Source organism: Pusillimonas sp. MFBS29 (genome assembly GCF_020687695.1).
GTDB lineage: Bacteria > Pseudomonadota > Gammaproteobacteria > Burkholderiales > Burkholderiaceae_B > Pusillimonas_C.
On record NZ_JAJEWL010000007.1, the window covers coordinates 137,403 to 162,590 of the forward strand.

Consider the following 25,188-nt stretch of genomic DNA (forward strand, 5'->3'; position numbering starts at 1 on the left):
CGAGGAAAACTCATGCTCAACACATTAACGCGCGCTATTGAGCGTGTAATCACCACGATTGGCCACGCCGTCGCATTGTTGGTATTGGTCATGATTGCATTGGTTGTCACCGAAATGTTCTCTCGCGGCGTGCTTGGCTACTCCCTGCCATGGGTCCAGGACCTCTGTGCATGGTTGTTGACCATACTGGTCATGATCGGTGGCCCCTATGCATTACTGCGCGGCCAATTCGTGCGCGTTGACATCTTTTTCGCACGCTTGAATCCCAGGAATAAAGCGCTGGTCGATACCATTTTCTCAACGGTGCTCATTGGCCTTTTTGTGTGGGTGCTCGTGGACAAAGGAGGTAGTTTCTTCCTAGCGTCCTTCGCCATGGACGAACGCTCCGCCACGGGGTCCTGGAGTGGGCCCGTATGGGTAGCCAAGTCGATGATACCTCTGGGCGGCGTCATGCTCGGATTCGCCTGGTTCGCGCATATCGTACGAGCCTGGCACGACGTGATCCACCCGACTTCTGATGCTTCCGGCTCTGACGGCTCTTCGACACTAGGGATGTAAATGATGGCAGATCCGGTTCTCGTTACGACGCTGCTTTTTGGCGGCATGATTTTTTTCCTTGCGCTGGGAGTACCAATTGCCATTGGGCTGGCTGGCATCAGCATTGCGATGATTGCGAATTTCTGGAGTCCGATGGCCTTGAGCATGGTTCCCATGCGTGCCTTCTCCACGACATCCAGCTTTGAATACATGGCCATCCCATTGTTTGTGTTCATGGCCTCCATGCTTCAGAAAGCACAAATTGCCGATGACATGTACAACGCAATGGAACGTTTCTTTGGTTCTGTACGCGGCGGCCTGGCCATCGGTACGGTAGCTATCTGTACCATCTTTGCTTGCATGGCCGGCATCAGCGGCGCCGCGACAGTTTCGATGGGTATGCTGGCGATACCGGCCATGCTGGCGCGTGGCTACGGCAAAGACATGGCACTGGGTACGGTCGCAGCCGGCGGCTCACTGGGCATCCTGATTCCTCCGAGCGTAACCATGATCGTATACGGTCTGGTATCAGGCACATCGGTGGGCAAGCTATACGCTGGAGGCCTGCTGCCAGGACTGCTGCTTGCAGTCATGTTCTGCATCTATCTTTTGATTCGCGGCCGGCTGCAGCCCGAGATCTCCGGAGGAGAGACATTACGCCATTACACTTGGGCCGAAAAGCTCAGCAGCGTGAAAGGGCTGGTATTGCCTATCCTGATCGTAGTCGCTGTCCTTGGCTCCATGCTGACAGGAATCGCCAGCGTATCGGAGTCTGCTGCGGTAGGTGCCATGGGTGCGATTGTATCGGCGATCGTGTTGAAGCGCTTTCACTGGAAAGGCGTCGTGGAGGCCTGCCATGAAACGCTGATGCTAAGTTGCATGATCTTCTGGATCATCATCGGTGCATCCGCCTTGTCGACGTTCTACACCGGCATGGGTGCCGGACGCATGATCGAATCATTTGTACTCGGACTGGACGTAAACCGCTACGTCATCCTGATCGGCATGCAGTTGCTCCTGCTGTTGATGGGCATGGTCCTGGATACGGTAGGCATCATCATGATCACCGTGCCTATTTTTGTTCCTATCATCATCAAGCTCGGCTTTGATCCCGTCTGGTTCGGCATTCTGTTCATCATAAATATGGAGATCGGCTTCCTTTCACCACCATTCGGATACAACCTGTTCTATCTGCGCGGTGTGGCGCCACCTTCCATTACGATGCCGGATATCTACAAATCGGTCCTACCGTTTATTACGCTTATGATTCTGGCGATCGTACTTATGATGATTTTTCCGGAAATCATCTTGGCTCTGCCGCGAATGCTGTTCTGAACCACGCGGTGACAGGCATGTTCAACGAGCCTGCACCAACCTTAAGGCTAGGGCCTGGCACCGCTTAATAGGTTAGCGAATTGCCGGGCCCCCTCCTGAAGTGCTTCCACCCAATGCTCAACCGGCTGCTGCTCCAGTCGACTGCAAGGGCCAGTGACACCAAGACTGTAAAGCACGCCGGCCCCATCCAAAAAGACGGGACAACCAAAAGCCATGATATCCCAGTCAATTTCGCGGTTACAAACGGCATACCCTTGCTCGCGAACCCGCTCAAGCTCGCTGTGAGCCTCAGAAATGGTTGTTTTTGTTTTATCAGTCAAACGCACTAAAGGTTCGTGCAGGATCGCATCCAATACCTTTTCATCTTGGTAGGCCAGAATCGCCTTCGCCGATGCGGCCGCATGTGGCGGAAGCTCCTCACCAGGATACACATGCAACCTGTAGCCTTGGTCAGGCACGGACCGTGCAATGGTATGTACCGCATCCACACCAAGCTTTACCGCATAGCAGGTTTCCCTAATGCGTTCAGTCAGGCGATCACACACAATTTGTGCGTAATTTGTTACCACGTCCTGGTCCTGGCCAAGTTGCAGTATTCGCCACATACGTGTGCCGATTCGAAAGCCCCTCTGGCGTGCATCATCCGCCTGCAAGGCGCCAGCCTTTTGCAGCACTCCCACCAAGCGATGGATAGTCGGCTTGGGCAGATTCATCAGGGCGGAAAGCTCTGTGAGACTCAAGCTGTGATTCGAGGCAGCAACGATCTCCAGTATGGATAGATACCGCTCCAGCGGGCCTTGCCGGTTTTCAGACATGCAGTTATTCCCTACTTAAGCACGCTTGTGGCGTGTGAGGCTGCGGTTATGACACGAATATAAATCCGAGTCAATGCGTATGTTCCTGATTGACACTAAACACTCAAAAAATGTTTAATCTCGATAATCATAACTATATTCCGTTTTTCGAAATAAAAAGGGCGCACCATGAGCAGTATCAATGTAGGAGTTGATGTTGGCGGCACGTACACCGACTTCATCTTGGTCGACAGCCACAACGGCACACTTCGTACCGCCAAGGTCCCTACTACGGTGGACGACAGAGCCAACGGTTTCATGCAGGGCATACACGAGATGGCCGTGCCACCATCTACTATCGACTGGCTGGTGCACGGGACAACCGCAGGCACCAATGCTGTACTGGAACGCAAAGGCGCACGCTGCGGCCTCATCACCACGAAAGGATTCCGTGATGTGCTGGAACTGGGGCGCCGTACCCGCCCAAACGCATACGGCTTGTCAGGAAGCTTCCAGCCACTGATTGAACGCTGCGACCGCTATGAGGTGCGCGAACGCCTGGATGCCAAAGGTCAAGTCGTTGAATCACTGAATGAAGACGACGTGCGTACTGCCGTAGAACATCTGAAAGCATCTGGGGTTGAATCCATCGTCATTCATTTCCTGCACTCGTACGTCAATCCGGAACATGAAGCACGCTGCGCCGAAATCGTACGCTCCATGTGGCATAACGAAAACGTCGTTGCCGGGCACGAGATCGTGCGTGAAATGCGGGAATTCGAAAGAGGCTCCACCGCAGCGATCCATGCATCCATCCGCCCTATTGTGACTGAATACATCAAACGTGTGGCCGACCGATTGAAGGATGAAGGGTTTGCCAATGAACTGCTGATCATGCAGGCCAATGGCGGAATGATGGCGTCGTCAATTGTTGGCCAGCATGCCGCCTACACCGTGATGTCGGGGCCGGCAGCGGGCGTACTGGCCGCCGCCGAAATAGCCAAGGCCTCGGACATACGGCATGTCATTACCGGCGACATGGGCGGCACCAGCTACGATGTAGCCTTGGTTGTAGACGGTGAACCCATCATCACCGCAGAAAAGGATCTCGCGTACGCTGTACCCATCCGTATCCCGATGATAGACATTCACAGCATCGGCTCGGGCGGCGGCAGCATCGCGCGCCTGGACAAGGCGGGAATGCTGCGTGTCGGCCCGGAGAGTGCAGGATCGTACCCGGGCCCCATCGGCTACGACCGTGGTGGGGAACGGCCAACCATCACCGACGCCAATTTCCTGCTCGGGCGTATCAATCCACATTCCATAACCGGTTCCAACGCCCAGGCGTCCCTTGAAAAAATCAAGCTCGCCATGGAAGAACAGCTTGGCAAAGAATTGGGCATGAACGCCCTGGAGGTTGCCTCAGCGATTATCGACGTCGCAGTAAATGATCTTGCCGGCGCTATACGACTGGTCTCCATCGAGCGCGGCCACGACCCTCGTGATTTTGCACTCATGCCCTATGGCGGAGCTGGCCCGCTCCATGCTGTGGCCATTGCCCGTGAACTCGGCATTCCCAGCATCATTGTTCCCCGCTTCCCCGGCTTGACATCGGCACTGGGCTGCATCATGGCGAATGTTCGCCATGACTTCGTCCAGACGGTCAATCAGCCGTTTGACGAAATCGACGCCCAACAGATAAGAGCGCTCATGGCGGCTCAAGCACAGGAAGGGAAGGAGCTGCTTGAGCGTGAAAATGTCGTGCTGTCCGATGTGGAAATACGCAATGAAGTGGACCTGCTGTACAGGGGCCAGTCTCATGTCTTGCGCATCCCTGTCCCCACCGGCGAGTTCGACGTCCAGCAGGTCAGAGACGATTTTGCGGCGGCGTATCTGGAGCGCTTTGATCTGTCGTTGCCCGAGATGCGGCCGGTGCTGGTAAACGTACGTACAACCGTCATCGGCATACGCCAGAAGATAGATCTGAATATTTTCCAACCCGTGGCTGGCACGCTGGCGGAAGCCAAAACCGGAACAAGACAGGTTTACTTCGGCGGGGCATGGCATGAAACCTCCATCTATAACCGCGACCTGCTGCCTGCAGAAAGCCATTTTGAAGGCCCTGCGATTGTGGAGCAATCTGACACAACCATTGTGATTGACCCGGGCGCCACATGCATCATTGACGCCTTCGGAAATATCCTGATCAACGTAAGCAAACAAGCCTCTGCAGTCCTTTCTCATGAAACCAGTCAAAAGGTCTAACACACTCATGTCAATCGAAAAATCACTTGACCCTGTGACTCTGACTGTCATTGAAAAAGGTCTTCAGCAAGTCTGCAACGAAATGGATCTGGTGCACGAGAAAACCTCTTTTTCTCCGGTCATCTCCGAGTCGTTCGATCGCTCCAATGGCATTTATGGGCCTGCCGACGGCAGATTGATTTCGCAAGGCGCCCTGGGTTTACCCATTTTTGTAGGCGTCATGCAGGAAACCACGCGCTGCGTCTGCGCCGAACGAGATGACCTGAATGACGGAGACGTCATTCTGGTCAACGACCCTTATCTGGGCGGCACACATCTGATGGACGTCAAGATGGTGCGACCCTTCTATTACAAAGGCAAACTCTGGTGCCATCTGTCCAATACCGGCCACTGGCCCGATACGGGTGGAATGGTGCCGGGCGGCTTTAGCAGCACAGCAACCGAAATCCACCAGGAGGGCCTGCGGATTCCGCCCATCAAATTGGTAGACCGCGGGATCATGAATCCCGAGATCGTCAAACTGGTGCTGGCAAATATCCGCGTGGCAGACGAGCGGATCGGCGATATCAAAGCACAGATAGCAGCCTTGACGGCTGGAGCCAAACGTCTGACCGGCCTGCTGGATCGCTATGGCCAGGATACTGTAGAAGCTGCCATTCAGGAATTGGAGGTACGTTCCGAACGCATCATGCGTGCACATATCGACAGTATCCCGGATGGAAGCTACAGTGCCACGGCCTATATGGATAGCGACGGCATCGTGAACGAGCCTCTTGAAATATGCGTGGACATCGTCGTTTCTGGATCGGACATTCACTTTGATCTGTCACGCTCCAGTGCACCTTGCGCCGGCCCGCTGAATTCCGTTTGGGCAACTACGCTCTCATCGGTCTATTTGGCCATGAAACATGTTTTCCCCGATGTACCCCTCAATGCCGGATGCTTCCGTCCGGTGCATGTCAAGAAACCGCATAACACCTTCCTTTATGCCGAGTACCCCAGGCCAGTCGCAGGTTGTGCTGCAGAGGTATCGCAACGGATCATGGAGGCAGTGTTTTTAGCGTTGGCCAATGCCATCCCCCACCGCCTTTTCGCTGCTCCTGCCGGAACCAGCGGGAATCTGGGCCTGGGAGGCTTTGATCCTGAAGAAGGCCACGATTACATCATGTACTACTTCTCCGGAGGCGGCTACGGAGGCTGGTGGGACGGAGACGGTGTAACCAACGGTTGCTCCACAATCGGCATATCCAAAAGCCAGCCGGTTGAAATCCTTGAACAAAGATATCCTCTATTGTTCGAGCACTACAAGCTGCGCGAGAGCTCTGGTGGCGAGGGCAAATTCCGGGGTGGATTCGGCGTGAATTATCGGATTCGCTTGCTGCGTGGCACCGGCAAAGCCTCATTCTTGATGGAGCACGGCCGCACAGGCCCTCCGGGCATACTGGGCGGTCAACCCGGCGCCCCCAACACGATCCACATCAGCCAAAACGGACAACTCACCACACCGGAACACTTGTCAAAAGGCGAGGACTTTGCATTACAGGCCGGGGACTGGATTGAAATCAACACGCCTGGCGGTGGTGGCTATGGTGACCCCGCGGAACGCGACCCTGCATCACTCGAAATCGACTATCGAAATGGCTACTACAAGCAACAGGCCTGATATGACACGAATCCTGCATCGTCAGTTGCAAAATCAATTGCCAACAGTTGTTTCCGGCCAAGGCGTCCGGCTATACGACAAAGATGGGCGAGAGTATCTCGATGCCGTTTCCGGCGGCGCGGCAGTCTCGTGCCTGGGGCATGGCGAACCGCGCATTGCTGAAGCCATCGCGACACAATTAAGTCGTATCGCGTATAGCCATGGATCATTCTTTACTTCCGAGCCGGCCGAGGAGTTGGCTACCATGCTGCTGAAGGACGCTCCAGCAGGAATGGAGCGTGTCGTGTTTTCCTCCGGCGGTTCGGAAAGCATTGAAGCTGCATTAAAGCTGGTACGGCAAACATGGGTGGAACGCGGCAAACCCGAGAAGTCTCGCATCATCGCGCGCCGCCAGAGCTATCACGGCGCGACAATGGGTGCGCTATCCATCAGCGGCAACCCAGGTCGCCGGTCGACCTACGCCCCCATGCTGTTCGACGCTCATTTCATCGATCCTTGCTATTCATACCGGTTGCGTCGCCCGGATGAATCAGACGATGACTACGGCCTGCGGGCAGCCAATGCACTGGAGGCCGCAATCATCGAGCTGGGTCCGGACAACGTTGCAGCATTCTTCGCAGAACCTGTAGTCGGCGCAACACTAGGCTGCGCTCCAGCGGCGCCTGGATACCTTAAACGCATACGCCAGATCTGCGATCACTATGACGTGCTGCTGGTACTAGACGAAATCATGTGTGGCAGCGGTCGTGCAGGTCAGATGTACGCCTGCGCGATCGATGGCGTCGCCCCCGATATCCTGACTATCGCCAAGGGCCTTGGTGGTGGGTATCAACCTATTGGAGCCACGCTCGTAGGCAAGCGCGTGGTGGAGGCGCTGACGGACGGCAGCGGTACGCTGAAGCACGGATTCACCTATATGGGACACCCTGTTGCCTGCGCGGCGGCACTCGCCGTTCAACAGGTGATCGCACAAGACAACCTGCTCGACAACGTCCGCAAGCAAGGTGCGCTGCTCCGCGACAGTTTATCCGAACAACTGTCCGACCACCCTCATGTAGGCGATGTTCGGGGACGTGGCCTGTTCATCGGCGTTGAGCTGGTAGCCGATACCAACAGTAAAACACCGTTCGACCCAGCCCTGCAGATGCACGCCCGTATCAAGCAGAGTGCATTGCAACAGGGCCTGATGGTATACCCCGGGGGTGGCACGATAGATGGAATACGCGGAGACCACGTCGTATTTGCACCAGCGTACAACATAAGCAGCGCTGACATTCTGGAAGTCACCCGGCTGTTTTCCAAAGCATTGGATGCCGCGCTAACCACTTTGCCCACTGACACGAGACTGATATGACCCCCGAATACAAAGACGCGCTGCAGCGCCTGACGGAGCGTTACATTGCCACGCACCCACGCAGCATGGAGGCGATGAATAACGCCAGTCAATGGATGCCCGGTGGCAACACGCGCACTGTGCTTCATTATGATCCCTTTCCGCTCGTAATCAGAGAAGGTAAAGGCAGCCGGGTAATCGACGTGGACGGCTTGGAATATCTTGACTGCGTTGGTGAGTTCTCTGCCGGGCTCTATGGGCATCAGCAACCGGCCATCCATCGTGCGATAGAGCTTGCTTTGAAGGGTGGCCTGACCCTGGGCGGGCCCAATACGTGGGAAGCGGAGCTGGCCGAACTCATTTGCAAGCGTTTCGACTCGATCGATAAAGTGCGTTTCTGCAACTCGGGAACTGAAGCCAATCTCTTTGCACTCGTTACAGCACGAGCCTATACAAAACGCGACTATATCGTCGTATTCGACGGCGCCTACCATGGCGGTGTTATGACATTCGCGGGGGGTGGCAGCCCCATGAATGTCCCTTTTGACTATATCGTCTTGCCCTACAACGACCCTGCGGCGGTTCGAGCTCTGTTCGAGAAACAAGGAGAACAGATTGCCGCTGTTCTGGTGGAACCCATACTCGGCGCAGGCGGAAACATTCCCGGTACTGATGAGTTTCTGACAGTTTTGCGCGAAGCTACGAGTGCCTCCAAGAGCCTGCTCATTTTTGATGAAGTGAAGACGTCGCGCTGCAGCCCGCAAGGTGTGCAAGGTCTCGTCAAGTTGACTCCCGACCTAACAACCCTGGGTAAGTATGTCGGAGGCGGAATGCCCTTTGGTGCTTTTGGTGGCAAACAAGAAATCATGGAGCGCTTTGACCCGCGCTCCACAGCCAGCCTGAAACATGCCGGGACTTTCAACAACAATGTTATCTCAATGTCTGCCGGCCTAGCGGGGCTGACCACGGTATACACACCAGAGCGCGCCCAGGCATTTCATGAATTGACAGAGGCATTCAAGCAGTCGCTGGAAACACAAATTGCCGCTGCCGGCCTTCCCGTACATTTGACTGGCCATGGCTCAATGTTCTCCTTGCACTATGGTCAGGATCGCCCGCTACGCGCAGCCGATGTCACCGAAAAAACAATAGCATTCCGTCGATTGCTGCTATTACGATGCATGGAACAGGGCATACGGCTGGCCGGTCGAGGCGATGTCTATTTGAGCCTTGCCATGACAGCAGCAGATTTGGATGAGCTGTCGCTTAAGCTGCTGAAAGCGATCAAGGAAACCATTCCCGAGATCGCTTGAGCGCATTGCGCACCATCAGACTTTGTGCAGGCGCGCCAAGTACACAGGTACAAGGCCGCTTGCGATTTACTTAGTAGGGGACGATTGCAGTCCCTGGCAACTTCGCGGCACCCTGATCAAACGTCACCAGAGTGCACGCATGCCGGGCCGCGTTGGCAACATGCATGCAGTCGGCGAAGTCGGAGCCAGGCCAATTGCGCCAAAGCATAAGAGCTTCTTCCACTGTGGCCTGTTCCTGCACTACAAGCTCGTATGTCTCCAGGATTGCACCAAAAGCTTGCTGGATCTGCACCGGCGAAAGCTTGTAGCGACTATGGAGCACCCATTCCGTTTCCAGCAGCACCCCGGATGAGATCAGCGCCGGTGCACCGACTTCTGCTGCGGCCTGTACAGCTCGAACGGCTGCTGCACACTGAGCCTCATCGTCGCGAGTCAAGAGGCGGACGAGTACGTTCGTATCTACGGCGATGCTCATGAAGCGGCGTCATCGACCGTCAGGTCAACAGTCATGCCCTGGAGAGGCACTGGCTTTTGGCCTGGTTGATGCAGCAGTCCAGCCAAGTCTGTTACACGCCTAACTTTGGGACGCACGACCAAGGTCCCATCGCTAAGCAGCGAGAAAGCAATTCTATCGCCGGGCTTCAGGCCCATACGTTGCCGTATTTCCTTGGGTACAGTGACTTGCCCTTTTGATGTCAGAGTGGTTGCATCCGCCATGGTGAGCCTTAAAAAATGAGGGTATTACGATTTTAAATATCGTAATGCATCAACAATTTATGGTCAATTTGGCAGAATCTGTGCCATTCTGGCGTACGTAAAAAAACCCGCAATGCGTTAAACATGCGGGTTTTGATACTGTTATCTACTGTTGTAGACGAATTCCTGGCGGACAGAGGGGGATTCGAACCCCCGATACGCTATTCACGTATACACGCTTTCCAGGCGTGCGCCTTCAACCACTCGGCCACCTGTCCTGATTTTGGCTTATCTTTGCATCTAGATAAAGCGAAGTCCGCCATTCTATCAGAATCTGAGCCTTCTGTGCATTTGCCGGCGATCTTACACTCCCGCCAATATCCATTTGGCGGCTTTTTCCGCGATCATCAGCGTCGGGCTGTTGGTATTGCCACTGGTAATGGTCGGCATGATGCTGGCATCGACCACTCGCAGCCCCTCCACGCCGTATACCTTCAGGTGTGCATCGACCACTGCAGCCGGATCATCGGCCCGGCCCATCTTTGCCGTACCCACCGGGTGAAAAATGGTTGTCGCGATGTCACCCGCCAGCCTGGCGAGTTCCTCGTCAGTCTGAAACTGCACACCTGGCTTGTATTCTTCGGGCTGGTAGGCGGCGAGGGCCGGCTGGGCAACAATATTGCGCGTAACACGCAGCGAGTCGGCAGCGACTTTGCGGTCTTGAGGTGTGCTTAGATAGTTTGGGGCGATGGCCGGTGCGTCGTCTATGTTGCCGCTTTTGATGTTGACGCTGCCCCGGCTGCCCGGATTCAGATTGCATACGCTGGCGGTAAAGGCGTTGAAGCGATGCAGGGGTTCGCCGAAGGCTTCCAGGCTCAGGGGCTGGACGTGGTACTCAAGGTTGGCGTAGGGCTGCGCGGGGTCGCTGCGCGTGAATGCGCCCAGCTGCGATGGCGCCATGCTCATGGGCCCGCTGCGCTTGACGGCATATTCCAGCCCTATCATGGCTTTGCCCCACAAGCTGGAGGCAATGTCATTAAGTGTTTTTACGCCGCGCACTTTGAACACAGTGCGTATTTGCAAGTGGTCTTGCAGGTTCGCACCTACGCCCGGCCGGTCGGCCAGCACCGGAATATCGTGTTGTTGCAAAAGGGTACTCGGGCCTATTCCAGAAAGTTGAAGCAACTGTGGCGTGCCTATGCTGCCGGCGCTCAGCACCAGTTCTTTTCTTGCCTTGACGGTAACAGTGCTTCCATTGCGACGCACCAGGGCGCCTGCGCATCGGGGGCGCCCGTCTGGCAGGCGCTCGAATACCAGACGCTCGGTTTGGGAGTGTGTCCAGACTGTGAAGTTGGCGCGTGATGTGCAAGCGGGCCTGAGAAACGCCTTCGCTGCATTCCAGCGCCAGCCGTTTTTCTGGTTGACCTCGAAGTAGCCTACGCCTTCGTTGTTGCCACGGTTGAAATCGTCGGTCGCGGCAATGCCTGCCTGCTGCGCCGCAGCCGCAAAGGCGTCAAGAATATCCCAGCGCAGGCGTTGCTTGTCGATGCGCCATTCACCGCCTGCGGCATGGAACTGGCCAAATGACGCCGCCGTGGTTTCCTTGCCGGCCGGATCGAGCTTGTAGTGATCTTCGTGGGCCTTGAAATCGGCCAGGCAGCTTTCCCAGGCCCAGTCATCGTCGCCGACCAGTTCTGCCCAGCCGTCGTAATCGCGGGACTGGCCGCGCATGTAGATCATGCCGTTGATGCTGGAGCATCCGCCAAGTGTCTTGCCGCGCGGGTATCGCAGCACCCGGCCATTCAGCCCCTGATCGGGCTCGGTGTTATAGAGCCAGTCGGTGCGCTGGTTGCCGATGCAGTACAAATAACCGACCGGGATGCGTATCCAGTGATAGTTATCTTTGCCGCCGGCCTCGATCAGCAAGACACGATTCGACGGATCGGCGCTCAGGCGATTGGCCAGCAGGCAGCCCGCGGTTCCGGCGCCCACGATAACGTAGTCGAACTCCAGTTCTGGCATTTTCTCTCCTTTTGCCTGCTACTGTAGCAATGCCGGCGACGAAATACCATCGAGATTTCCCCTGCATTCAATGCCAGGAACGCCTGCCATGGCCAATGGCCTGACGGCGCTGGAACAGGTCTGGCCAGGCTAGCCGCCGGCGCTTCCCAGTGCAACCATACGCTCCACATAACGCGCGATGGTGTCGATTTCAAGATTAACCTGAGCGCCTGCAACCAGATTCTTAAGGGTAGTGACTTGCACCGTATGCGGGATGAGATTGATACGGATCTCGCAGCCTTCGGGCTGGTCATCCACCTGGTTGACGGTCAGGCTCACACCATTGACCGTCACCGATCCCTTGTAGGCCATATACCTGGCCAGGTTTTGCGGCACGCTTATGCGCAGATCCCAGGATTCACCCACAGGTTCGAACCAGCTGACCTCTCCCAGTCCATCGACATGTCCCGAGACCAGATGGCCGTCCAGTGTATCGCCCAGCCGCAACGCGTGCTCAAGATTGACTTCGCCTACGGCGTCCAGGCCGGTTGTGCGGTTAAGGCTTTCGCGCGATACGTCCACGCTGAAGGTGTCGTGTGCCAGGGCCACCACCGTCATGCATGCGCCCTGTATGGCGATGGAATCACCCAGCTTGGTGCTTTCGCACAGGAAATCCTGCACCTGCACTTTCAAACGAACACCCGCGTCCTGCTGGCCGTCATTGAAGGGAACAACCTCGGTGATGCTGCCAACCGCAGCCACAATGCCTGTAAACATACCTTACCTTTCAATTCAAATGCTGCAACGCCTGCAGCAAAGTATTCCAGTGATCCGGCTGGCGCGCCCTCAAGCGCACATCGGGCGCCAGCCTGGTAGTCTCCACGAACTCGAAACGCTGCGCTTGCGCCAATTTCTGCAAGGGCTCCAGGCTGGCCATACCTATGCCATCGCCCAGCAGCATGGGGGCCATGTAGACCAGCAGCTCGTCGGCGCAATGCGCCTGCGCCAGCGCACCCGACAGCCGTGCTCCGGCTTCGACGTGGACTTCGTTGATACTTTGCTCGCCCATCCAGCGCATCATGGCAGACAGATCAACACGACCGCCGGCCGACGGCAACTCGATCACCCGGACATTACGGTCAGCAAGCCTTGCGGCTTTTTCCGGATCTGACAGACAGGTAAACACCCAGGCCGGCGTTCCATCGAAAATTCGTGCATGCTCTGCTACCTGGAACCGGGTATCGACGATGGCTTTTATGGGTGGCCGGGCAGTTTCGACGTGCCTGACGTTCATCTGCGGGTCATCGGCCAGGACAGTCCCCACGCCGGTCAGCACCACACAGCTGCGGGCGCGCCAATGATGGCCGTCGGCCCGCGCCGCCGGGCCCGTAATCCACTGAGACTCGCCGTTGGGCAAGGCAATGCGTCCGTCGAGCGAAGCCGCCAGCTTGAGCCATGCCCATGGGGTCTTGCGGGTCATCCGGGCAACAAAGCCCGGGTTAAGCGCCAATGCCTCTTCGGTGCAGATATCAGTGGTAACGGGAATGCCCGCAGCCCTGAGCCTGGCCACGCCCTGCCCGCCCACCAGTGGATTGGGGTCAGTCATGGCGATCACCACGCGGGCCGGCCTGGCTGCGATCAGGGCATCCACGCATGGCGGTGTACGCCCATGATGGCTGCAAGGTTCGAGTGTGACATAGACGGTGGTACCCGCTATTGATACGCCCTGCTCGGCCGCCTGGCGCAGCGCCATGACTTCAGCGTGCGGGCCTCCCGCCTTCTGGGTCGCGCCCGACGCCAGCAACCGCTCATCGCGCACGATCAGGCAGGCAACACGCGGATTGGGCGCCGTAACATACAGCACGCTTGCAGCCAGCGTCAGGGCCTGGCGCATCCAGCGTTCGTCACGCAGCGTCTGTTCCAGCGTCACGGCCTGGGCGGAACCTGAATTTCATCGATGGCCTTGACGAATTCGCCTATGTCTTCAAAGCTTTTGTACACCGATGCAAATCGTACATAGGCAACCTGGTCGAGTTTTCTGAGTTCACTCATGACCAGTTCGCCGACCTTGCCGGACTCGACTTCGCGCAAGCCGCTTACCAGCAGGTTTTCCTCAATGCGGGCAACCGCGGCATCAACGTCTTCGGTGCTGACCGGGCGCTTGCGCAGCGCCAGGCTCAGGCTCGCACGGAGTTTGTTGATGTCGAATTCGACCCGCGTGCCGTTGCGCTTGACCACCGCCGGCATGACGAGTTCGGCACGCTCGTAGGTGGTGAAGCGCCGGTCACATGCCGTACACCGCCGTCGGCGGCGTATGGTGTCGCCCTCTTCCGAGACCCGCGAATCAATAACCTGGGTATCGAAACTGCTGCAAAATGGGCATTTCATGGTGGCTGAGGGTATTAACGGTAAACCGGCAAGCGTGCAGTCAGCTCGTTAACACGCTGGCGTACAGCGGCAATATTGGCTTCGTCGCGTGGATTATCAAGCACATCGGCAATCAGATGCCCGGTGAGTTCGGCCTCGGCTTCCTTGAATCCGCGGGTAGTCATGGCCGGCGTACCCAAACGCACGCCGCTGGTGACAAACGGCTTTTCAGGATCGTTGGGAATGGCGTTCTTGTTGACGGTGATATGGGCTTCGCCCAGCGCGGCTTCGGCTTCCTTGCCGGTGATGCCCTTGGCACGCAGATCGACCAGCATGACGTGGCTTTCGGTACGGCCCGACACGATACGCAGGCCGCGCTCGACCAGGGTGCGTGCCAGCACGTCGGCGTTCTTGATAACTTGGGCTGCGTAGTCCTTGAACTCGGGAGACAGCGCTTCCTTGAAGGCAACCGCCTTGGCGGCGATCACGTGCATGAGGGGGCCGCCCTGTATGCCGGGGAAGATGGCCGAATTGATGATTTTTTCGTGCTCGGCCTTCATCATGATGACGCCGCCGCGCGGACCGCGCAGCGATTTGTGCGTGGTCGACGTGACAAAGTCGGCATGCGGTACCGGGTTGGGATACACGCCACCGGCAACCAGGCCGGCGTAATGGGCGATATCGACCATGAACAAGGCGCCGTTCTCGTGTGCAATGCGTGCCATGCGCTCGAAGTCTATGCGCAGCGAATAGGCCGAAGCGCCACCCACGATGAGCTTGGGCTTGTGCTCTTTGGCCAGCTTTTCCAGCTGGTCGTAGTCGAGCTCTTCGTTAGCGTCCAGACCATAGGACACGAAATTGTAGAGTTTGCCGGAAGCGTTGACAGGCGAACCATGGGTAAGGTGTCCGCCCTCGGCCAGGCTCATGCCCAGAACGGTATCACCGGGCTTGAGCACCGCCATGTACACGCCCTGGTTGGCCTGGGAACCCGAGTTGGGCTGCACGTTGGCTGCCTCTGCACCAAAGATTTCCTTCAGGCGGTCTATAGCCAGCTGCTCGACGATGTCGACGTATTCGCAACCGCCGTAATAGCGCTTGCCGGGATAACCTTCGGCGTACTTGTTTGTAAGCTGCGTACCCTGCGCCTGCATGACTGCGGGACTGGTGTAGTTTTCAGACGCGATCAGTTCGATGTGCTGTTCTTGACGAACGTTTTCTTTCTGAACGGCTGCCCAGACGTCGGCATCGACGAGATCGAGAGTACGAGTGCGGTCAAACATGGATATATCCTGAAGGTTAGTGCGCGTATGGCGAAGAATAAGCGCATATTTTAGCTTGAATACACCGGTGCGCCGTTCAAGTGCACACCGGGTTCATGGCCTTATGCGCGTTAGTTTTAAGCAGCAGATCCGGCCAGTCGTGGATTGAGTGTATAGATGCCCGTGATCGAGGCCTGCGCCAGCACGTGCCCCTGTATGGCCTTGATGACATCCGCCCCGGTAAACCGGCCCTCGAAGGGCAGTTCGGGGATATCCAGCGCGTAAACCGTAAAAATATAACGATGCACGATGGCGTCGTTCCAGGGAGGGCATGGTCCGTCGTAGCCGAAATAATCGCCGTTCATATCGCGATCGGCTGCGAACCATACCGTAAAGTCATTGACCCCCTGACGCGTACCGTCAAGCGCCAGCGGCCCGGCCTTGCCGCGCGGCGTAATACCGTCGGAGTATGCCGCTTCGGCAATCTGGACGGTAGTCGCCGGCAGGTCGATCAGAGCCCAGTGGTAGAAATCCACACGTGGCAAGGTCTCGGGAATCTCACGGCCCTCTTGATTGACGTCGTCGGGTTTGCTGGGTACATCGGGGTCGTGGCAGATCACGACAAACGATTGGGTTGCGGCAGGCGCGTCTGACCAGGCCAGATGGGGATTGGCATTGCCTGCAAGCGCGACATGATTTTGTCCGTCGATCTTGCCGAAGGCATTGCGTTCCGGGATATTGCCCTGGTCTGCAAAAGATTCACTGGTAAGTTTCATGGTGAACTCCTATGGCGGCTGCCGCCAGATGGCGTTTTAGCCAGTTAATGTGACACGGGCAAACTTGCGCTTGCCCACCTGAACTACATAGGTGCCGGCCGCAAGCTGCAACGATTTATCCTCGATGCGGACGCCATCAACCCTGACACCCCCTTGTTCGACATTGCGCTGCGCTTCGGAGCCCGAGGCAACCAGCCCTGCTTCACGCAGCACCTTGAGTATGCCCAGCGGAGCCGCCCCCAATTGCACTTCCGGCATGTTCTCGGGGATGGCGCCATCGCGAAACCGTGCTTCGAACGCAGCCAGTGCATCGTGTGCCGCCTGCTGCGTATGAAAGCGCGCGACGATTTCCTGACCCAGCATGACCTTGGCATCCCGTGGGTTCATGCCCTCTTTTACCTGATTTTGCAGCCGCGCGATATCATCCATGGACCTGAACGACAGCAACTCGAAATATTTCCACATCAAGGTGTCCGAGATGGACATGAGCTTGCCGAACATGGATTCCGGCGCCTCGGTAATGCCTATGTAATTTCCTTTGGATTTGGACATCTTGTCCACGCCATCGGTGCCCTCGAGCAGCGGCATGGTCAGAATGCATTGCGGCTCTTGTCCGTATTCCTTTTGCAGCTCGCGGCCTACCAGCAGGTTGAATTTCTGATCGGTGCCACCCAGTTCAAGGTCGGCCTTCAGGGCAACCGAGTCATAACCCTGCATCAGCGGATACAGGAATTCGTGGACCGAAATGGGTATCCCGCCCTTGAACCGCCGCGTGAAGTCTTCACGCTCCATCATGCGCGCCACCGTATAGCGGGACGCCAGCTGTATCAGGCCGCGCGCGCCCAGGGGATCGCACCATTCGGAGTTGTAGCGGATTTCGGTACGCGCGGGATCCAGCACCAGACTGGCCTGGGCGTAATAGGTTTTGGCATTTTCCTGGATTTGCTCGGCGGTCAGCGGGGGCCGGGTGGCGTTGCGTCCGCTGGGGTCTCCGATCATGGACGTGAAGTCACCGATCAGGAAAATCACTGTGTGGCCCAGGTCTTGCAGTTGGCGCATTTTGTTGAGCACGACCGTGTGGCCAAGGTGAATATCCGGCGCGGTAGGATCCAGCCCCAGCTTGATACGCAAGGGTGTGCCGGTGCTCTCGCTGCGGGCGAGCTTCCTGGCAAACTCGGACTCTACCAGCAATTCGTCGCAACCTCTTTTGGCAATACGCAGGTATTCTTCGATTTGTGGGGTAATGGGCGCTTCGGTCGACGACATAAGAACAGGATTCAAAAAAGGGGAAAGGTAAAAAAATGCTCGAAAAATCAGGCTTAATACGCTAGCATAACGTGCCGGCGCAATATTCGTCTAATTCAGCAGCGCATTTCTAGGTTTTGCTTTATGTTCAAGAAAGGGACCCCGCCCAATCCCTCTTATCGAACCATTGTTCGTAACCACCGCCCTCATCACCTGTTTCGCAACGGCCTTGTTTTCGTTGCCTTGGCGCTGTTTGCGGCTGCTGCGGCCCTGGCCGTGGTCCAACCGCCTGAAACCCCTGCTGTTTACGAAGCCCGACTTACCCTGGATCTGCCCAGCCCCTTCCCTGAAGCACAGAACAATTATTCCGTTCCATTCATCAGCCAGACCGAGATCCGCTCGGGCGATACGCTGGCGGCACTGCTTCAGCGCTTGCGCGTGCGTGAATCGGGCTTGCTGCCCTTCCTTATCCAGGACAAGAACGCCCGCTCCATCTACAAGCTCTATCCAGGGCGCAATGTGCAGGCGGCCCACGACCAGCACGGCAACCTGGCCTGGCTGCGTTACCAGCACACACCCTACGCCACGGAAAAAGGTCAGGCCGTCTCGCGCTGGCTGGAGATCACACCCGACGAGCAGGGCGGCTTCACCGCCGCCGAGAAAACCCAGGCAGTCAGCGTACAAACGCGAATCGCCGAAGGCACCATCAAGAATTCCCTGTTCGGCGCCACCGACCAGGCCGACATTCCTGACGCCATCACCATGCAGATGACTGAAATTCTGGGCAGCAAGATTGATTTCATCCGCGATCTGCGCACGGACGACCACTTCCGCATCATTTACGAAACATACTCGCACGAAGGCCAGGAAGTCGGTGCCGGCCGCATCCTTGCGCTTGAATTCACCAACCGCAACAAAACCTATGAAGCGGTATGGTTCGCACCAGAGGGTCAGTCTGGCAGCTACTACGATTTCAACGGTGCCAGCCTGAAGGGAGCCTTCTTGCGCACTGCACTCAAGTTCACTCGCATCAGCTCCACCTTCGGCATGCGCAAGCATCCCGTGCACGGCGGCTGGCGCGGCCACAGCGGGGTCGACTACGCGGCTCGCACCGGCACCCCAATCCATGCCACCGCCGACGGCGTGGTTGAATTCAAAGGCTCGAAAAGAGGCTATGGCAACACCATCATCCTCAAGCATCACAATGGCTACAGCACGCTCTATGCCCATCAAAGCCGCTATGCCAAAGGCCTGAAGAAAGGCGACAAGGTAAGCCAGGGTCAGCTGATAGGCTATGTAGGTTCCACCGGCTGGGCTACCGGCCCACACCTGCACTACGAGTTCCGGGTCAATAACAAGCCTATCGACCCACTGTCCATCGAGCTGCCCGTTGCGCGCACACTCGAGCCGGCGCAGAAGAAAGCGTTTGATAAGGCCATAGCGCAATACAAGGATCACATCGGCTACCTGGCACAGATGCAGGGCGGGACCGTCCAGGTCGCCCGCAACTGACCGGCGCGCCGCAGCCTCTTTCCTCATGACCCAAGCTTCGTTGTATATCGGCCTGATGTCGGGCACGAGCACCGACGGCGTGGACGCCGTCCTGGCCGACTTTGCCGCCAGCGATCGGCCCGCCATTCTGGGCTCGATCTCTCTGCCTATGCCCCGGGCGCTACGTGAAGAGTTTCTGGCGCTGAACATGCCCGGCCCGAACGAGCTGGAACGCGCTGCACTGGCCGGCAATGCGCTGGCAGAGCTGTACGCACAGGCCACTCTGGCGATGCTTGAATCGGCCGGCGTTAAACCTGCCCAGGTTCGCGCAATCGGCGCGCATGGCCAGACCGTAAGACATAACCCCGCCGCGGGCTATACCATACAGATCAACTCACCCGCCCTGCTTGCCCAACGTACCGGTATTGCCGTGATTGCCGACTTTCGTTCGCGCGACGTGGCGGCACGGGGCCAGGGCGCGCCCCTGGTACCCGCCTTTCACCATGCGATTTTTTCCGATACGCAGCCTCGCGCCGTGCTGAATCTGGGCGGTATCGCGAACGTCACCCTGCTCGATGCCGAAAACGGCATCCGTGGTTTCGACACGGGGCCGGCCAATGTGCTGCTTGATCTGTGGGTGCACGCGAAAACAGGCCATACCTATGACGCGGATGGCGCCTGGGCCGCCACAGGGCAGTACAGCCCCGAGCTGCTGGAATATCTGGTGGGCAGTGAACCATGGTTTGCGCTGGCCCCACCCAAGTCCACAGGCCGTGACCTGTTCAACTGGCAATGGCTGACTCAGCGTCTGGAACAGTTTGGCGCACGCGCTGCCGGCGACCAGGACATCCAGGCAACGCTGCAACGACTCACGGCACATACGGTGGCTCAGGCTATTGCCGGGCAAGCGCCCGACACCTGCGAGGTCATTGTCTGCGGCGGAGGTGCACTGAACAAAGGCTTGATGCGGGATCTGCAAAGCCTGTTGCAGGCGCACGTCCGTCCCAGTTCGGACCTTGGTGTACCGGTGCAGTTGGTCGAGGCGCTGGCCTTTGCCTGGCTGGCCTGGGCGCACGACCACGGGCACGCCGCCGGCCTGCCTGCAGTAACAGGGGCCGGTCAGGTTACGGTGCTGGGATGCAAATACCCGGCCTAGGCCGGGACGCAGGCAGGTGTATCAGGGCGCGAACGAAGAGCCGCAACCGCAGGTGGAGTTGGCGTTGGGGTTGCGAATAACAAACTGGGCGCCTTCCAGGTCATCTTTGTAGTCGATTTCTGCGCCGACCAGATACTGGAAGCTCATGGGGTCGACCAGCAGCTGTACGCCTTCCTTGTCGATGGTGGTGTCGTCGTCGTTGATGGTTTCGTCGAACGTAAAGCCATACTGGAAGCCCGAGCAACCACCGCCCTGCACGAATACGCGCAACTTGAGATCGGGGTTGTCTTCGTCGGCCAGGAGTTCTTTTACCTTGCTTGCCGCAGCGTCGGTGAAAATAAGGGGTGACGGCGGGGCCTGCAGGTCAACGGTTTCGGTTTGAGCAATCATTTGGTACTCCGTGGCAACCATAAGGCGGTTGCTAGATATGAAACAACTATACCACTGGCCATGAAGCAATGCCGACAAGGGCACCCTGCCAGTGATGAAATATTCAGTGCCTGCTTGCGGGTTGCGCTATTCGGGCGCAGGCAGGTCGGGCAATTTCACGGTGCGCGACACACGCACCTTTTTTCCTTCCAGCACATTCAGCGTTACGCTTTCCGGCGTGAACCCCTGGGGGATAGCCAGCAAGCCGCTGGAGCGCTGGAACTCGTCGAAGCTGATGGCAAGCCGGCTGTTCTCGGGATTGGCTTCTGATGCGGCTGTCTCATCAGAACCGGGGGCCAGCACGGCCTCGAGTATCACCTTGGCCTTTTTTCCGTCGGCCTGCTTGCCGCTCGCCGTAAACTGCAGCTCGCCCGAGAACAGGCTGTCTTCGGGGGCATTGCGCATCAGCAAGGTCTTGTATTGTAAGCTGGGGCCAAGCCGCAGGACTTCAAGAGCGCGGATGCTGACAGCCCCTTTGGGGCCCGGCGGCAGCAACTGGTCAAAGAAAGCCAATTGATCTCGTGCAGCCCCCAGCTCGGTCTGAGCGGCCTGCAGGCTGGCTTCCAGCCCTTTGCGTGTACTTTCCTCGACCACGAGCTTGCCGGTAAGCGCGTCGACCTGGGCAAGCGCCCCCGCCAGCTGCGTATCGCGCTCATCAAGCTGGCTTTGCAGGCCCTGCCTCATGGTGTCGTACTCACGACTGGCCTCGGTCTGAAGCCAGTACCTGGCGCCGAATATACCCGCTGCCAGGCCCAGCAGCAGTGCCAGCACGGCAAGCAGCACCGCAGCCGAACGACTGGATGCGGGTACTGCCTGACCTTCTGGTGCCGGATTTTTATGATTCATGCAGGAACAGACTGCCTGGACGAGCGCGAGTTCCCCTTATACGGCAATCAGGTGTTACGGCAGGACTGCCACATGGGTAAGCCCGGCCGACTCCGGAAAGCCAAACATCAGGTTCATGTTCTGAACAGCCTGCCCGGATGCGCCCTTGACCAGATTATCCTGGATGACCAGAACGATCAGCTGATCGCCGCCACCGGGACGATGCACGGCAATGCGCAATTGGTTGGAAGCACGCACAGAACGGGTTTCAGGCAGGCTACCTGCCGGCATGACATCGACAAAGGCTTCGTTGGCGTAGCGCTGTTCGAACAGTGCCTGGAAGTCGGTATCGCGGGCTTCAGGCAGGATGCGCATATACAGGGTCGAGAACATGCCGCGTATCATGGGGACCAGATGCGGCACGAACACCAACCCTACCGGCCCGCCGGCAAGCTTCTGCAACTGCTCGGAAATTTCAGGATGATGGCGGTGGCCGGCCACACCGTAGGCCTTGAAGTTATCGCTGGCTTCGGAGAACAGTGTGCTGACTTCAGCCTTGCGACCCGCTCCCGACACCCCCGACTTGCAATCGGCAATGATATTGGCGGTATCGACCAGCTTGCGTCCACCCTCGAGCACGGGGGCAAGCCCCAGCAGGACCGTAGTGGGATAGCAACCCGGATTACCGATGACCCTGGCATTGGCGATTTGATTGCGATTCAGCTCGACCAGGCCGTAGACAGAATCAGCCAGCACCGACGGACATGAATGCGGCATTTTGTACCAGCGTTCAAACACCTGCGTATCTTGCAGGCGAAAATCGGCGGCCAGGTCGATGATGCGCACGTTGTGCTTGAGCAGGTGTTCGGCCTGGCTCATGGCCACACCGTGGGGTGTGGCAAAAAACACGACGTCGCATTCTTCGAGCGCAGCCTTGTCGGGCGACTGAAAGCTGATGTTCACGTGGCCGCGCAAATTGGGATACATGTCGGACACCGGCATGCCGTCTTCCTTGCGGGAAGTAATGGCCGTCAGGTCAACATAGGGGTGCTGGGCAAGCAGACGCAAGAGCTCGACGCCCGTATAGCCTGTGCCACCTACTATGCCCACTTTGATCCGTGATACCGCTGCCGAAGTCATAATTAATCCCAAAAAAACGTTCATCAACAATTAAGATTATGCAACAAGCGCGAGGCGTATGGGGTATTCCCGTAGCACAAACTTGCTGTTGCACGGTACGACGCTGGCGGACGTCCAAGACAAAAGCCCCCAGCTGGGCTGAGGGCTTTGTGTTGCAAGGCCCTGAGGCCCGAGTACAGCAGATTAACGCTTGCTGAACTGTTTGCGGCGACGTGCTTTGTGGAAACCGACTTTCTTGCGTTCGACTTCACGAGCATCGCGAGTGACGAAGCCGGCCTGTTTCAGAGGCGACTTGAGCGACTCGTCGTAGTCGATGAGTGCGCGGGTAATACCGTGACGCACTGCACCTGCCTGACCGCTTTCACCGCCGCCGTGAACGTTGATGTGAAAATCAAACGATTCCAGGTGGTTGGTGAGTTCCAGCGGCTGGCGCACGACCATACGGCCGGTTTCGCGAGCGAAGTATTCATCAACAGGCTTGCCGTTTACCACGATCTTGCCCGAGCCCTTTTTCAAGAACACGCGAGCGACCGACGTTTTACGGCGCCCAGTTCCATAGTTCCAATTACCGATCATGACCTATCCTTAGATTTCCAGCGGTTTGGGCTGCTGAGCACTGTGAGGATGCTCGGCGCCGGCATAAACCTTGAGCTTCTTGGCCATGGCGTAACCCAGCGGCCCTTTGGGCAGCATGCCTTTGACGGCTTTCTGGATGGCGCGACCGGGGAAACGCTCTTGCAGTTTCTGAAAGTTGGTCTCGGTAATACCGCCGGGGAAGCCCGAGTGGCGATAGTATTTTTTGTCTTGCGACTTATTACCGGTAACAACGATATCGGCAGCGTTGATGATGACGATGTAATCGCCGGTGTCAACGTGGGGCGTGAATTCTGGCTTGTGCTTGCCGCGCAAACGACGTGCGACTTCGCTGGCCACACGACCGAGGACTTTGCCCTTGGCGTCAATCACGTACCAGTCACGTTTGACTTCATGCGGCTTGGCCACAAAGGTCTTCATGATGGTTCCTAATAGAAGAAAATAGTTTGCGTGCCCGGCGCCCAAGGCAACCGTGATGGCGTCATGCAAACTCTTTTTGCCGGGTTTTCAGCAAAAAACAAAGGATTTTTCCAGCCGGAATATTCGTTCCAACCTGCCTAAGCGTTGTGTTTCGCCCGTGCAATTAGCCAGAAAAGCCCATAATCTTAACACATTAGCGCATTTTTGCCAGCCAAGAGCCAAGCCAAAGCGCCGGCAGACAGCAAAACGAGGCGGCCTTGCCACAAAATCCATGCCCCCGCAGATTTCAGGGGATGAAAAAAGCCCCGGCAACCAGATGAGCGACTGGCTGGCGGGGCAATTGCGGCCCGGTGAACCGGGCCAGGGCAAAAACCTTACTTCTTCTGGTTGGCCAGAGCCAGGCCCAGGTAGTTATCGTAAGAGCCTTCGGCAACACGGAACCAGGGCACGATGCCGTCGCGGAAGCCCATGTAGCTGTCGTGAATTTTCTTGAAGCCGGCATTCTTGTCGCAGAATTCTTTATAGACTTCGTTGGAAGCCTTGAAGGAAGCATCCATGACATCGCGCGGGAAGGCCTTGAGCACGGCGCCACTGCCGATCAGGCGACGCAGCGCAGCCGGGTTGTTCGCATCGTAGTTGCTGATCAGGCGTGAACCTGCAGCGCGCGTGGCGGTATCGATCAGCGACTGATACTGCTTGGGCAGTTCGTTGTAGGCCGTGTCATTGACATACAAGGAAAGTTGTGCGGAGCCTTCCCACCAGCCGGGGTAGTAGTAGTATTTGGCGACTTTCTGGAAACCCAGCTTTTCATCATCGACCGGACCGACAAATTCGACCGCGTCGAGCGTGCCCTTTTCCAGCGAGGGATAGATATCGCCAGGAGGAATTTGCTGAGGCACCACGCCCATGCGGGAGAGAACTTCTCCGGCAAAACCGGCGGTACGCATTTTCAGGCCGTTCAGGTCGGCGATGGACTTGATTTCCTTGCGGTACCAGCCACCCATTTGGGTACCGGTGTTACCGAAGGGGAAGTTGATGATGTTACGCGGCGCGAACAATTCACGCATGAGCTTCAGGCCATCGGCTTCGTACATCCAGGCGTTCAGCTGACGGGCATTCAGCCCAAATGGAACTGCGGTGTCGAAGCAGAAAGAAGGATCTTTGCCATAGTAGTAGTAAGACGCGGTCTGGCCACACTCTACCGTGCGATTGCCGACGGCGTCCATGACGCCAAAGCCCGGAACGATTTCACCGGCCGGATACAGACGGATCGAGAAGTTGCCATCGGAAGCTTCTTCGACCATCTTGCAGAACATTTCCGCCGTGGAGAAAAGAGGAGGAAGCGACGGCCCGTAGGTGGACGTCATCTTCCAGCTGATCTTGGGGTTGCTTTGGGCAAAGACGGGTGCGGCTACGGCAGCGGAACCTGCCACGGCTCCGAAGCCCGCTTTTTTTAGAAATGAACGACGCTGCATGTAAAGCTCTCCTTTCGGCATTCAAATATTTTTGCAAAGTACGACAGCCACGATATTACACCGAGCCACACGGG

The 25,188-nt window shown here is 57.2% G+C and carries 24 protein-coding genes and 1 tRNA gene; 8 read left to right on the plus strand and 17 right to left on the minus strand.

The window, feature by feature from the left end:
- Positions 1–12: 12 nt before the first annotated feature.
- On the plus strand, positions 13–558 hold the full coding sequence (locus tag LKR43_RS11740; RefSeq protein WP_227684253.1) for a TRAP transporter small permease subunit: 546 nt from the start codon (positions 13–15) through the stop codon (positions 556–558).
- Positions 559–1,872, plus strand: a complete 1,314-nt coding sequence (locus tag LKR43_RS11745; RefSeq protein ID WP_227684254.1) for a TRAP transporter large permease subunit — start codon at positions 559–561, stop codon at positions 1,870–1,872.
- A 47-nt stretch (positions 1,873–1,919) separates the two neighbouring features.
- On the opposite strand, the gene LKR43_RS11750 is transcribed toward LKR43_RS11745, so the two are convergent.
- Positions 1,920–2,687, minus strand: coding sequence for an IclR family transcriptional regulator (locus LKR43_RS11750; protein ID WP_227684255.1), 768 nt, complete (start codon positions 2,685–2,687; stop codon positions 1,920–1,922).
- A 168-nt stretch (positions 2,688–2,855) separates the two neighbouring features.
- Here LKR43_RS11750 and LKR43_RS11755 point away from each other — a divergent pair, with 168 nt between their 5' ends.
- Genes LKR43_RS11755 through LKR43_RS11770 form a run of 4 tightly spaced genes read left to right on the plus strand, consistent with a single transcriptional unit; the run spans position 2,856 to position 9,240 of the window.
- Positions 2,856–4,931, plus strand: a complete 2,076-nt coding sequence (locus LKR43_RS11755; protein ID WP_227684256.1) for a hydantoinase/oxoprolinase family protein — start codon at positions 2,856–2,858, stop codon at positions 4,929–4,931.
- 7 nt (positions 4,932–4,938) lie between these two features.
- Positions 4,939–6,594, plus strand: coding sequence for a hydantoinase B/oxoprolinase family protein (locus LKR43_RS11760; protein ID WP_227684257.1), 1,656 nt, complete (start codon positions 4,939–4,941; stop codon positions 6,592–6,594).
- Position 6,595: 1 nt separating this feature from the next.
- On the plus strand, positions 6,596–7,948 hold the full coding sequence (locus LKR43_RS11765) for an aspartate aminotransferase family protein (protein ID WP_227684258.1): 1,353 nt from the start codon (positions 6,596–6,598) through the stop codon (positions 7,946–7,948).
- The gene (locus LKR43_RS11770) at positions 7,945–9,240 is read left to right on the plus strand and encodes an aspartate aminotransferase family protein (protein ID WP_227684259.1); all 1,296 of its coding nucleotides are present in this window, start codon (positions 7,945–7,947) and stop codon (positions 9,238–9,240) included. Before LKR43_RS11765 ends, LKR43_RS11770 begins: the two co-directional genes overlap by 4 nt.
- A 70-nt stretch (positions 9,241–9,310) precedes the next feature.
- Here the strand turns inward: LKR43_RS11770 and LKR43_RS11775 are convergent, their stop codons facing one another.
- From LKR43_RS11775 to tyrS, 10 genes are all read right to left on the minus strand, one after another.
- Complete coding sequence (locus LKR43_RS11775) at positions 9,311–9,715, minus strand: PIN domain-containing protein (protein ID WP_227684260.1); 405 nt, start codon at positions 9,713–9,715, stop codon at positions 9,311–9,313.
- Positions 9,712–9,957: an AbrB/MazE/SpoVT family DNA-binding domain-containing protein gene (locus tag LKR43_RS11780; protein ID WP_227684261.1), complete on the minus strand. Its 246-nt coding sequence runs from the start codon at positions 9,955–9,957 to the stop codon at positions 9,712–9,714. The genes LKR43_RS11775 and LKR43_RS11780 overlap by 4 nt, the downstream gene beginning before the upstream one ends.
- A 166-nt stretch (positions 9,958–10,123) precedes the next feature.
- Positions 10,124–10,214 (minus strand) — tRNA-Ser (locus LKR43_RS11785).
- Positions 10,215–10,299: 85 nt separating this feature from the next.
- Positions 10,300–11,958 carry a GMC family oxidoreductase gene (locus LKR43_RS11790; RefSeq protein WP_227684262.1) on the minus strand — a complete coding sequence of 553 codons (1,659 nt, stop codon included), beginning with the start codon at positions 11,956–11,958 and terminating at the stop codon, positions 10,300–10,302.
- Between the two features lie 129 nt (positions 11,959–12,087).
- A complete protein-coding gene (locus LKR43_RS11795) occupies positions 12,088–12,714 on the minus strand; it encodes a riboflavin synthase (RefSeq protein WP_227684263.1) in 627 nt (208 codons plus the stop codon).
- A 10-nt stretch (positions 12,715–12,724) separates the two neighbouring features.
- Complete coding sequence (gene ribD / locus LKR43_RS11800; RefSeq protein WP_227684357.1) at positions 12,725–13,831, minus strand: bifunctional diaminohydroxyphosphoribosylaminopyrimidine deaminase/5-amino-6-(5-phosphoribosylamino)uracil reductase RibD; 1,107 nt, start codon at positions 13,829–13,831, stop codon at positions 12,725–12,727.
- 32 nt (positions 13,832–13,863) lie between these two features.
- Positions 13,864–14,325 (minus strand): transcriptional regulator NrdR, encoded by a 462-nt coding sequence (gene nrdR, locus LKR43_RS11805; protein ID WP_227684264.1) that lies wholly within the window; start codon positions 14,323–14,325, stop codon positions 13,864–13,866.
- Between the two features lie 14 nt (positions 14,326–14,339).
- Entirely contained in the window at positions 14,340–15,584 is a 1,245-nt protein-coding gene (gene glyA, locus LKR43_RS11810) for a serine hydroxymethyltransferase (protein ID WP_227684265.1), read from the minus strand.
- A gap of 116 nt (positions 15,585–15,700) precedes the next feature.
- Entirely contained in the window at positions 15,701–16,339 is a 639-nt protein-coding gene (locus LKR43_RS11815) for a YbhB/YbcL family Raf kinase inhibitor-like protein (RefSeq protein WP_227684266.1), read from the minus strand.
- Positions 16,340–16,375: 36 nt separating this feature from the next.
- The gene (gene tyrS / locus LKR43_RS11820; protein ID WP_227684267.1) at positions 16,376–17,605 is read right to left on the minus strand and encodes a tyrosine--tRNA ligase; all 1,230 of its coding nucleotides are present in this window, start codon (positions 17,603–17,605) and stop codon (positions 16,376–16,378) included.
- 123 nt (positions 17,606–17,728) lie between these two features.
- Between tyrS and LKR43_RS11825 the strand changes: the two genes are divergently transcribed.
- Both LKR43_RS11825 and LKR43_RS11830 read left to right on the plus strand, forming a co-directional pair.
- Positions 17,729–19,096 (plus strand): M23 family metallopeptidase, encoded by a 1,368-nt coding sequence (locus LKR43_RS11825; RefSeq protein WP_227684268.1) that lies wholly within the window; start codon positions 17,729–17,731, stop codon positions 19,094–19,096.
- 25 nt (positions 19,097–19,121) lie between these two features.
- Complete coding sequence (locus tag LKR43_RS11830) at positions 19,122–20,231, plus strand: anhydro-N-acetylmuramic acid kinase (protein WP_227684269.1); 1,110 nt, start codon at positions 19,122–19,124, stop codon at positions 20,229–20,231.
- A gap of 21 nt (positions 20,232–20,252) precedes the next feature.
- Here LKR43_RS11830 and erpA read toward each other — a convergent pair whose 3' ends face one another.
- From erpA to LKR43_RS11860, 6 genes are all read right to left on the minus strand, one after another.
- Entirely contained in the window at positions 20,253–20,621 is a 369-nt protein-coding gene (gene erpA, locus LKR43_RS11835; protein WP_227684270.1) for an iron-sulfur cluster insertion protein ErpA, read from the minus strand.
- Between the two features lie 126 nt (positions 20,622–20,747).
- Positions 20,748–21,506: a DUF6776 family protein gene (locus tag LKR43_RS11840; protein ID WP_227684271.1), complete on the minus strand. Its 759-nt coding sequence runs from the start codon at positions 21,504–21,506 to the stop codon at positions 20,748–20,750.
- A gap of 54 nt (positions 21,507–21,560) precedes the next feature.
- Positions 21,561–22,625: an N-acetyl-gamma-glutamyl-phosphate reductase gene (gene argC / locus LKR43_RS11845; RefSeq protein ID WP_227684272.1), complete on the minus strand. Its 1,065-nt coding sequence runs from the start codon at positions 22,623–22,625 to the stop codon at positions 21,561–21,563.
- Between the two features lie 183 nt (positions 22,626–22,808).
- Positions 22,809–23,201, minus strand: a complete 393-nt coding sequence (gene rpsI / locus LKR43_RS11850) for a 30S ribosomal protein S9 (protein ID WP_227684273.1) — start codon at positions 23,199–23,201, stop codon at positions 22,809–22,811.
- A gap of 9 nt (positions 23,202–23,210) precedes the next feature.
- Positions 23,211–23,639, minus strand: coding sequence for a 50S ribosomal protein L13 (gene rplM, locus LKR43_RS11855; protein ID WP_227684274.1), 429 nt, complete (start codon positions 23,637–23,639; stop codon positions 23,211–23,213).
- Positions 23,640–24,013: 374 nt separating this feature from the next.
- The gene (locus LKR43_RS11860) at positions 24,014–25,114 is read right to left on the minus strand and encodes a TRAP transporter substrate-binding protein (protein ID WP_227684275.1); all 1,101 of its coding nucleotides are present in this window, start codon (positions 25,112–25,114) and stop codon (positions 24,014–24,016) included.
- Between the last annotated feature and the right edge of the window lie 74 nt (positions 25,115–25,188).

Bases quoted from the DNA above. Each gene is read 5' to 3' on its own strand.
- LKR43_RS11740 (WP_227684253.1), top strand. From the start codon at position 13: ATGCTCAACACATTAACGCGCGCTATTGAGCGTGTAATCACCACGATT.
- LKR43_RS11745 (WP_227684254.1), top strand. From the start codon at position 559: ATGATGGCAGATCCGGTTCTCGTTACGACGCTGCTTTTTGGCGGCATG.
- LKR43_RS11750 (WP_227684255.1), bottom strand. From the start codon at position 2,687: ATGTCTGAAAACCGGCAAGGCCCGCTGGAGCGGTATCTATCCATACTG.
- LKR43_RS11755 (WP_227684256.1), top strand. From the start codon at position 2,856: ATGAGCAGTATCAATGTAGGAGTTGATGTTGGCGGCACGTACACCGAC.
- LKR43_RS11760 (WP_227684257.1), top strand. From the start codon at position 4,939: ATGTCAATCGAAAAATCACTTGACCCTGTGACTCTGACTGTCATTGAA.
- LKR43_RS11765 (WP_227684258.1), top strand. From the start codon at position 6,596: ATGACACGAATCCTGCATCGTCAGTTGCAAAATCAATTGCCAACAGTT.
- LKR43_RS11770 (WP_227684259.1), top strand. From the start codon at position 7,945: ATGACCCCCGAATACAAAGACGCGCTGCAGCGCCTGACGGAGCGTTAC.
- LKR43_RS11775 (WP_227684260.1), bottom strand. From the start codon at position 9,715: ATGAGCATCGCCGTAGATACGAACGTACTCGTCCGCCTCTTGACTCGC.
- LKR43_RS11780 (WP_227684261.1), bottom strand. From the start codon at position 9,957: ATGGCGGATGCAACCACTCTGACATCAAAAGGGCAAGTCACTGTACCC.
- LKR43_RS11790 (WP_227684262.1), bottom strand. From the start codon at position 11,958: ATGCCAGAACTGGAGTTCGACTACGTTATCGTGGGCGCCGGAACCGCG.
- LKR43_RS11795 (WP_227684263.1), bottom strand. From the start codon at position 12,714: ATGTTTACAGGCATTGTGGCTGCGGTTGGCAGCATCACCGAGGTTGTT.
- ribD (WP_227684357.1), bottom strand. From the start codon at position 13,831: ATGCGCCAGGCCCTGACGCTGGCTGCAAGCGTGCTGTATGTTACGGCG.
- nrdR (WP_227684264.1), bottom strand. From the start codon at position 14,325: ATGAAATGCCCATTTTGCAGCAGTTTCGATACCCAGGTTATTGATTCG.
- glyA (WP_227684265.1), bottom strand. From the start codon at position 15,584: ATGTTTGACCGCACTCGTACTCTCGATCTCGTCGATGCCGACGTCTGG.
- LKR43_RS11815 (WP_227684266.1), bottom strand. From the start codon at position 16,339: ATGAAACTTACCAGTGAATCTTTTGCAGACCAGGGCAATATCCCGGAA.
- tyrS (WP_227684267.1), bottom strand. From the start codon at position 17,605: ATGTCGTCGACCGAAGCGCCCATTACCCCACAAATCGAAGAATACCTG.
- LKR43_RS11825 (WP_227684268.1), top strand. From the start codon at position 17,729: ATGTTCAAGAAAGGGACCCCGCCCAATCCCTCTTATCGAACCATTGTT.
- LKR43_RS11830 (WP_227684269.1), top strand. From the start codon at position 19,122: ATGACCCAAGCTTCGTTGTATATCGGCCTGATGTCGGGCACGAGCACC.
- erpA (WP_227684270.1), bottom strand. From the start codon at position 20,621: ATGATTGCTCAAACCGAAACCGTTGACCTGCAGGCCCCGCCGTCACCC.
- LKR43_RS11840 (WP_227684271.1), bottom strand. From the start codon at position 21,506: ATGAATCATAAAAATCCGGCACCAGAAGGTCAGGCAGTACCCGCATCC.
- argC (WP_227684272.1), bottom strand. From the start codon at position 22,625: ATGACTTCGGCAGCGGTATCACGGATCAAAGTGGGCATAGTAGGTGGC.
- rpsI (WP_227684273.1), bottom strand. From the start codon at position 23,201: ATGATCGGTAATTGGAACTATGGAACTGGGCGCCGTAAAACGTCGGTC.
- rplM (WP_227684274.1), bottom strand. From the start codon at position 23,639: ATGAAGACCTTTGTGGCCAAGCCGCATGAAGTCAAACGTGACTGGTAC.
- LKR43_RS11860 (WP_227684275.1), bottom strand. From the start codon at position 25,114: ATGCAGCGTCGTTCATTTCTAAAAAAAGCGGGCTTCGGAGCCGTGGCA.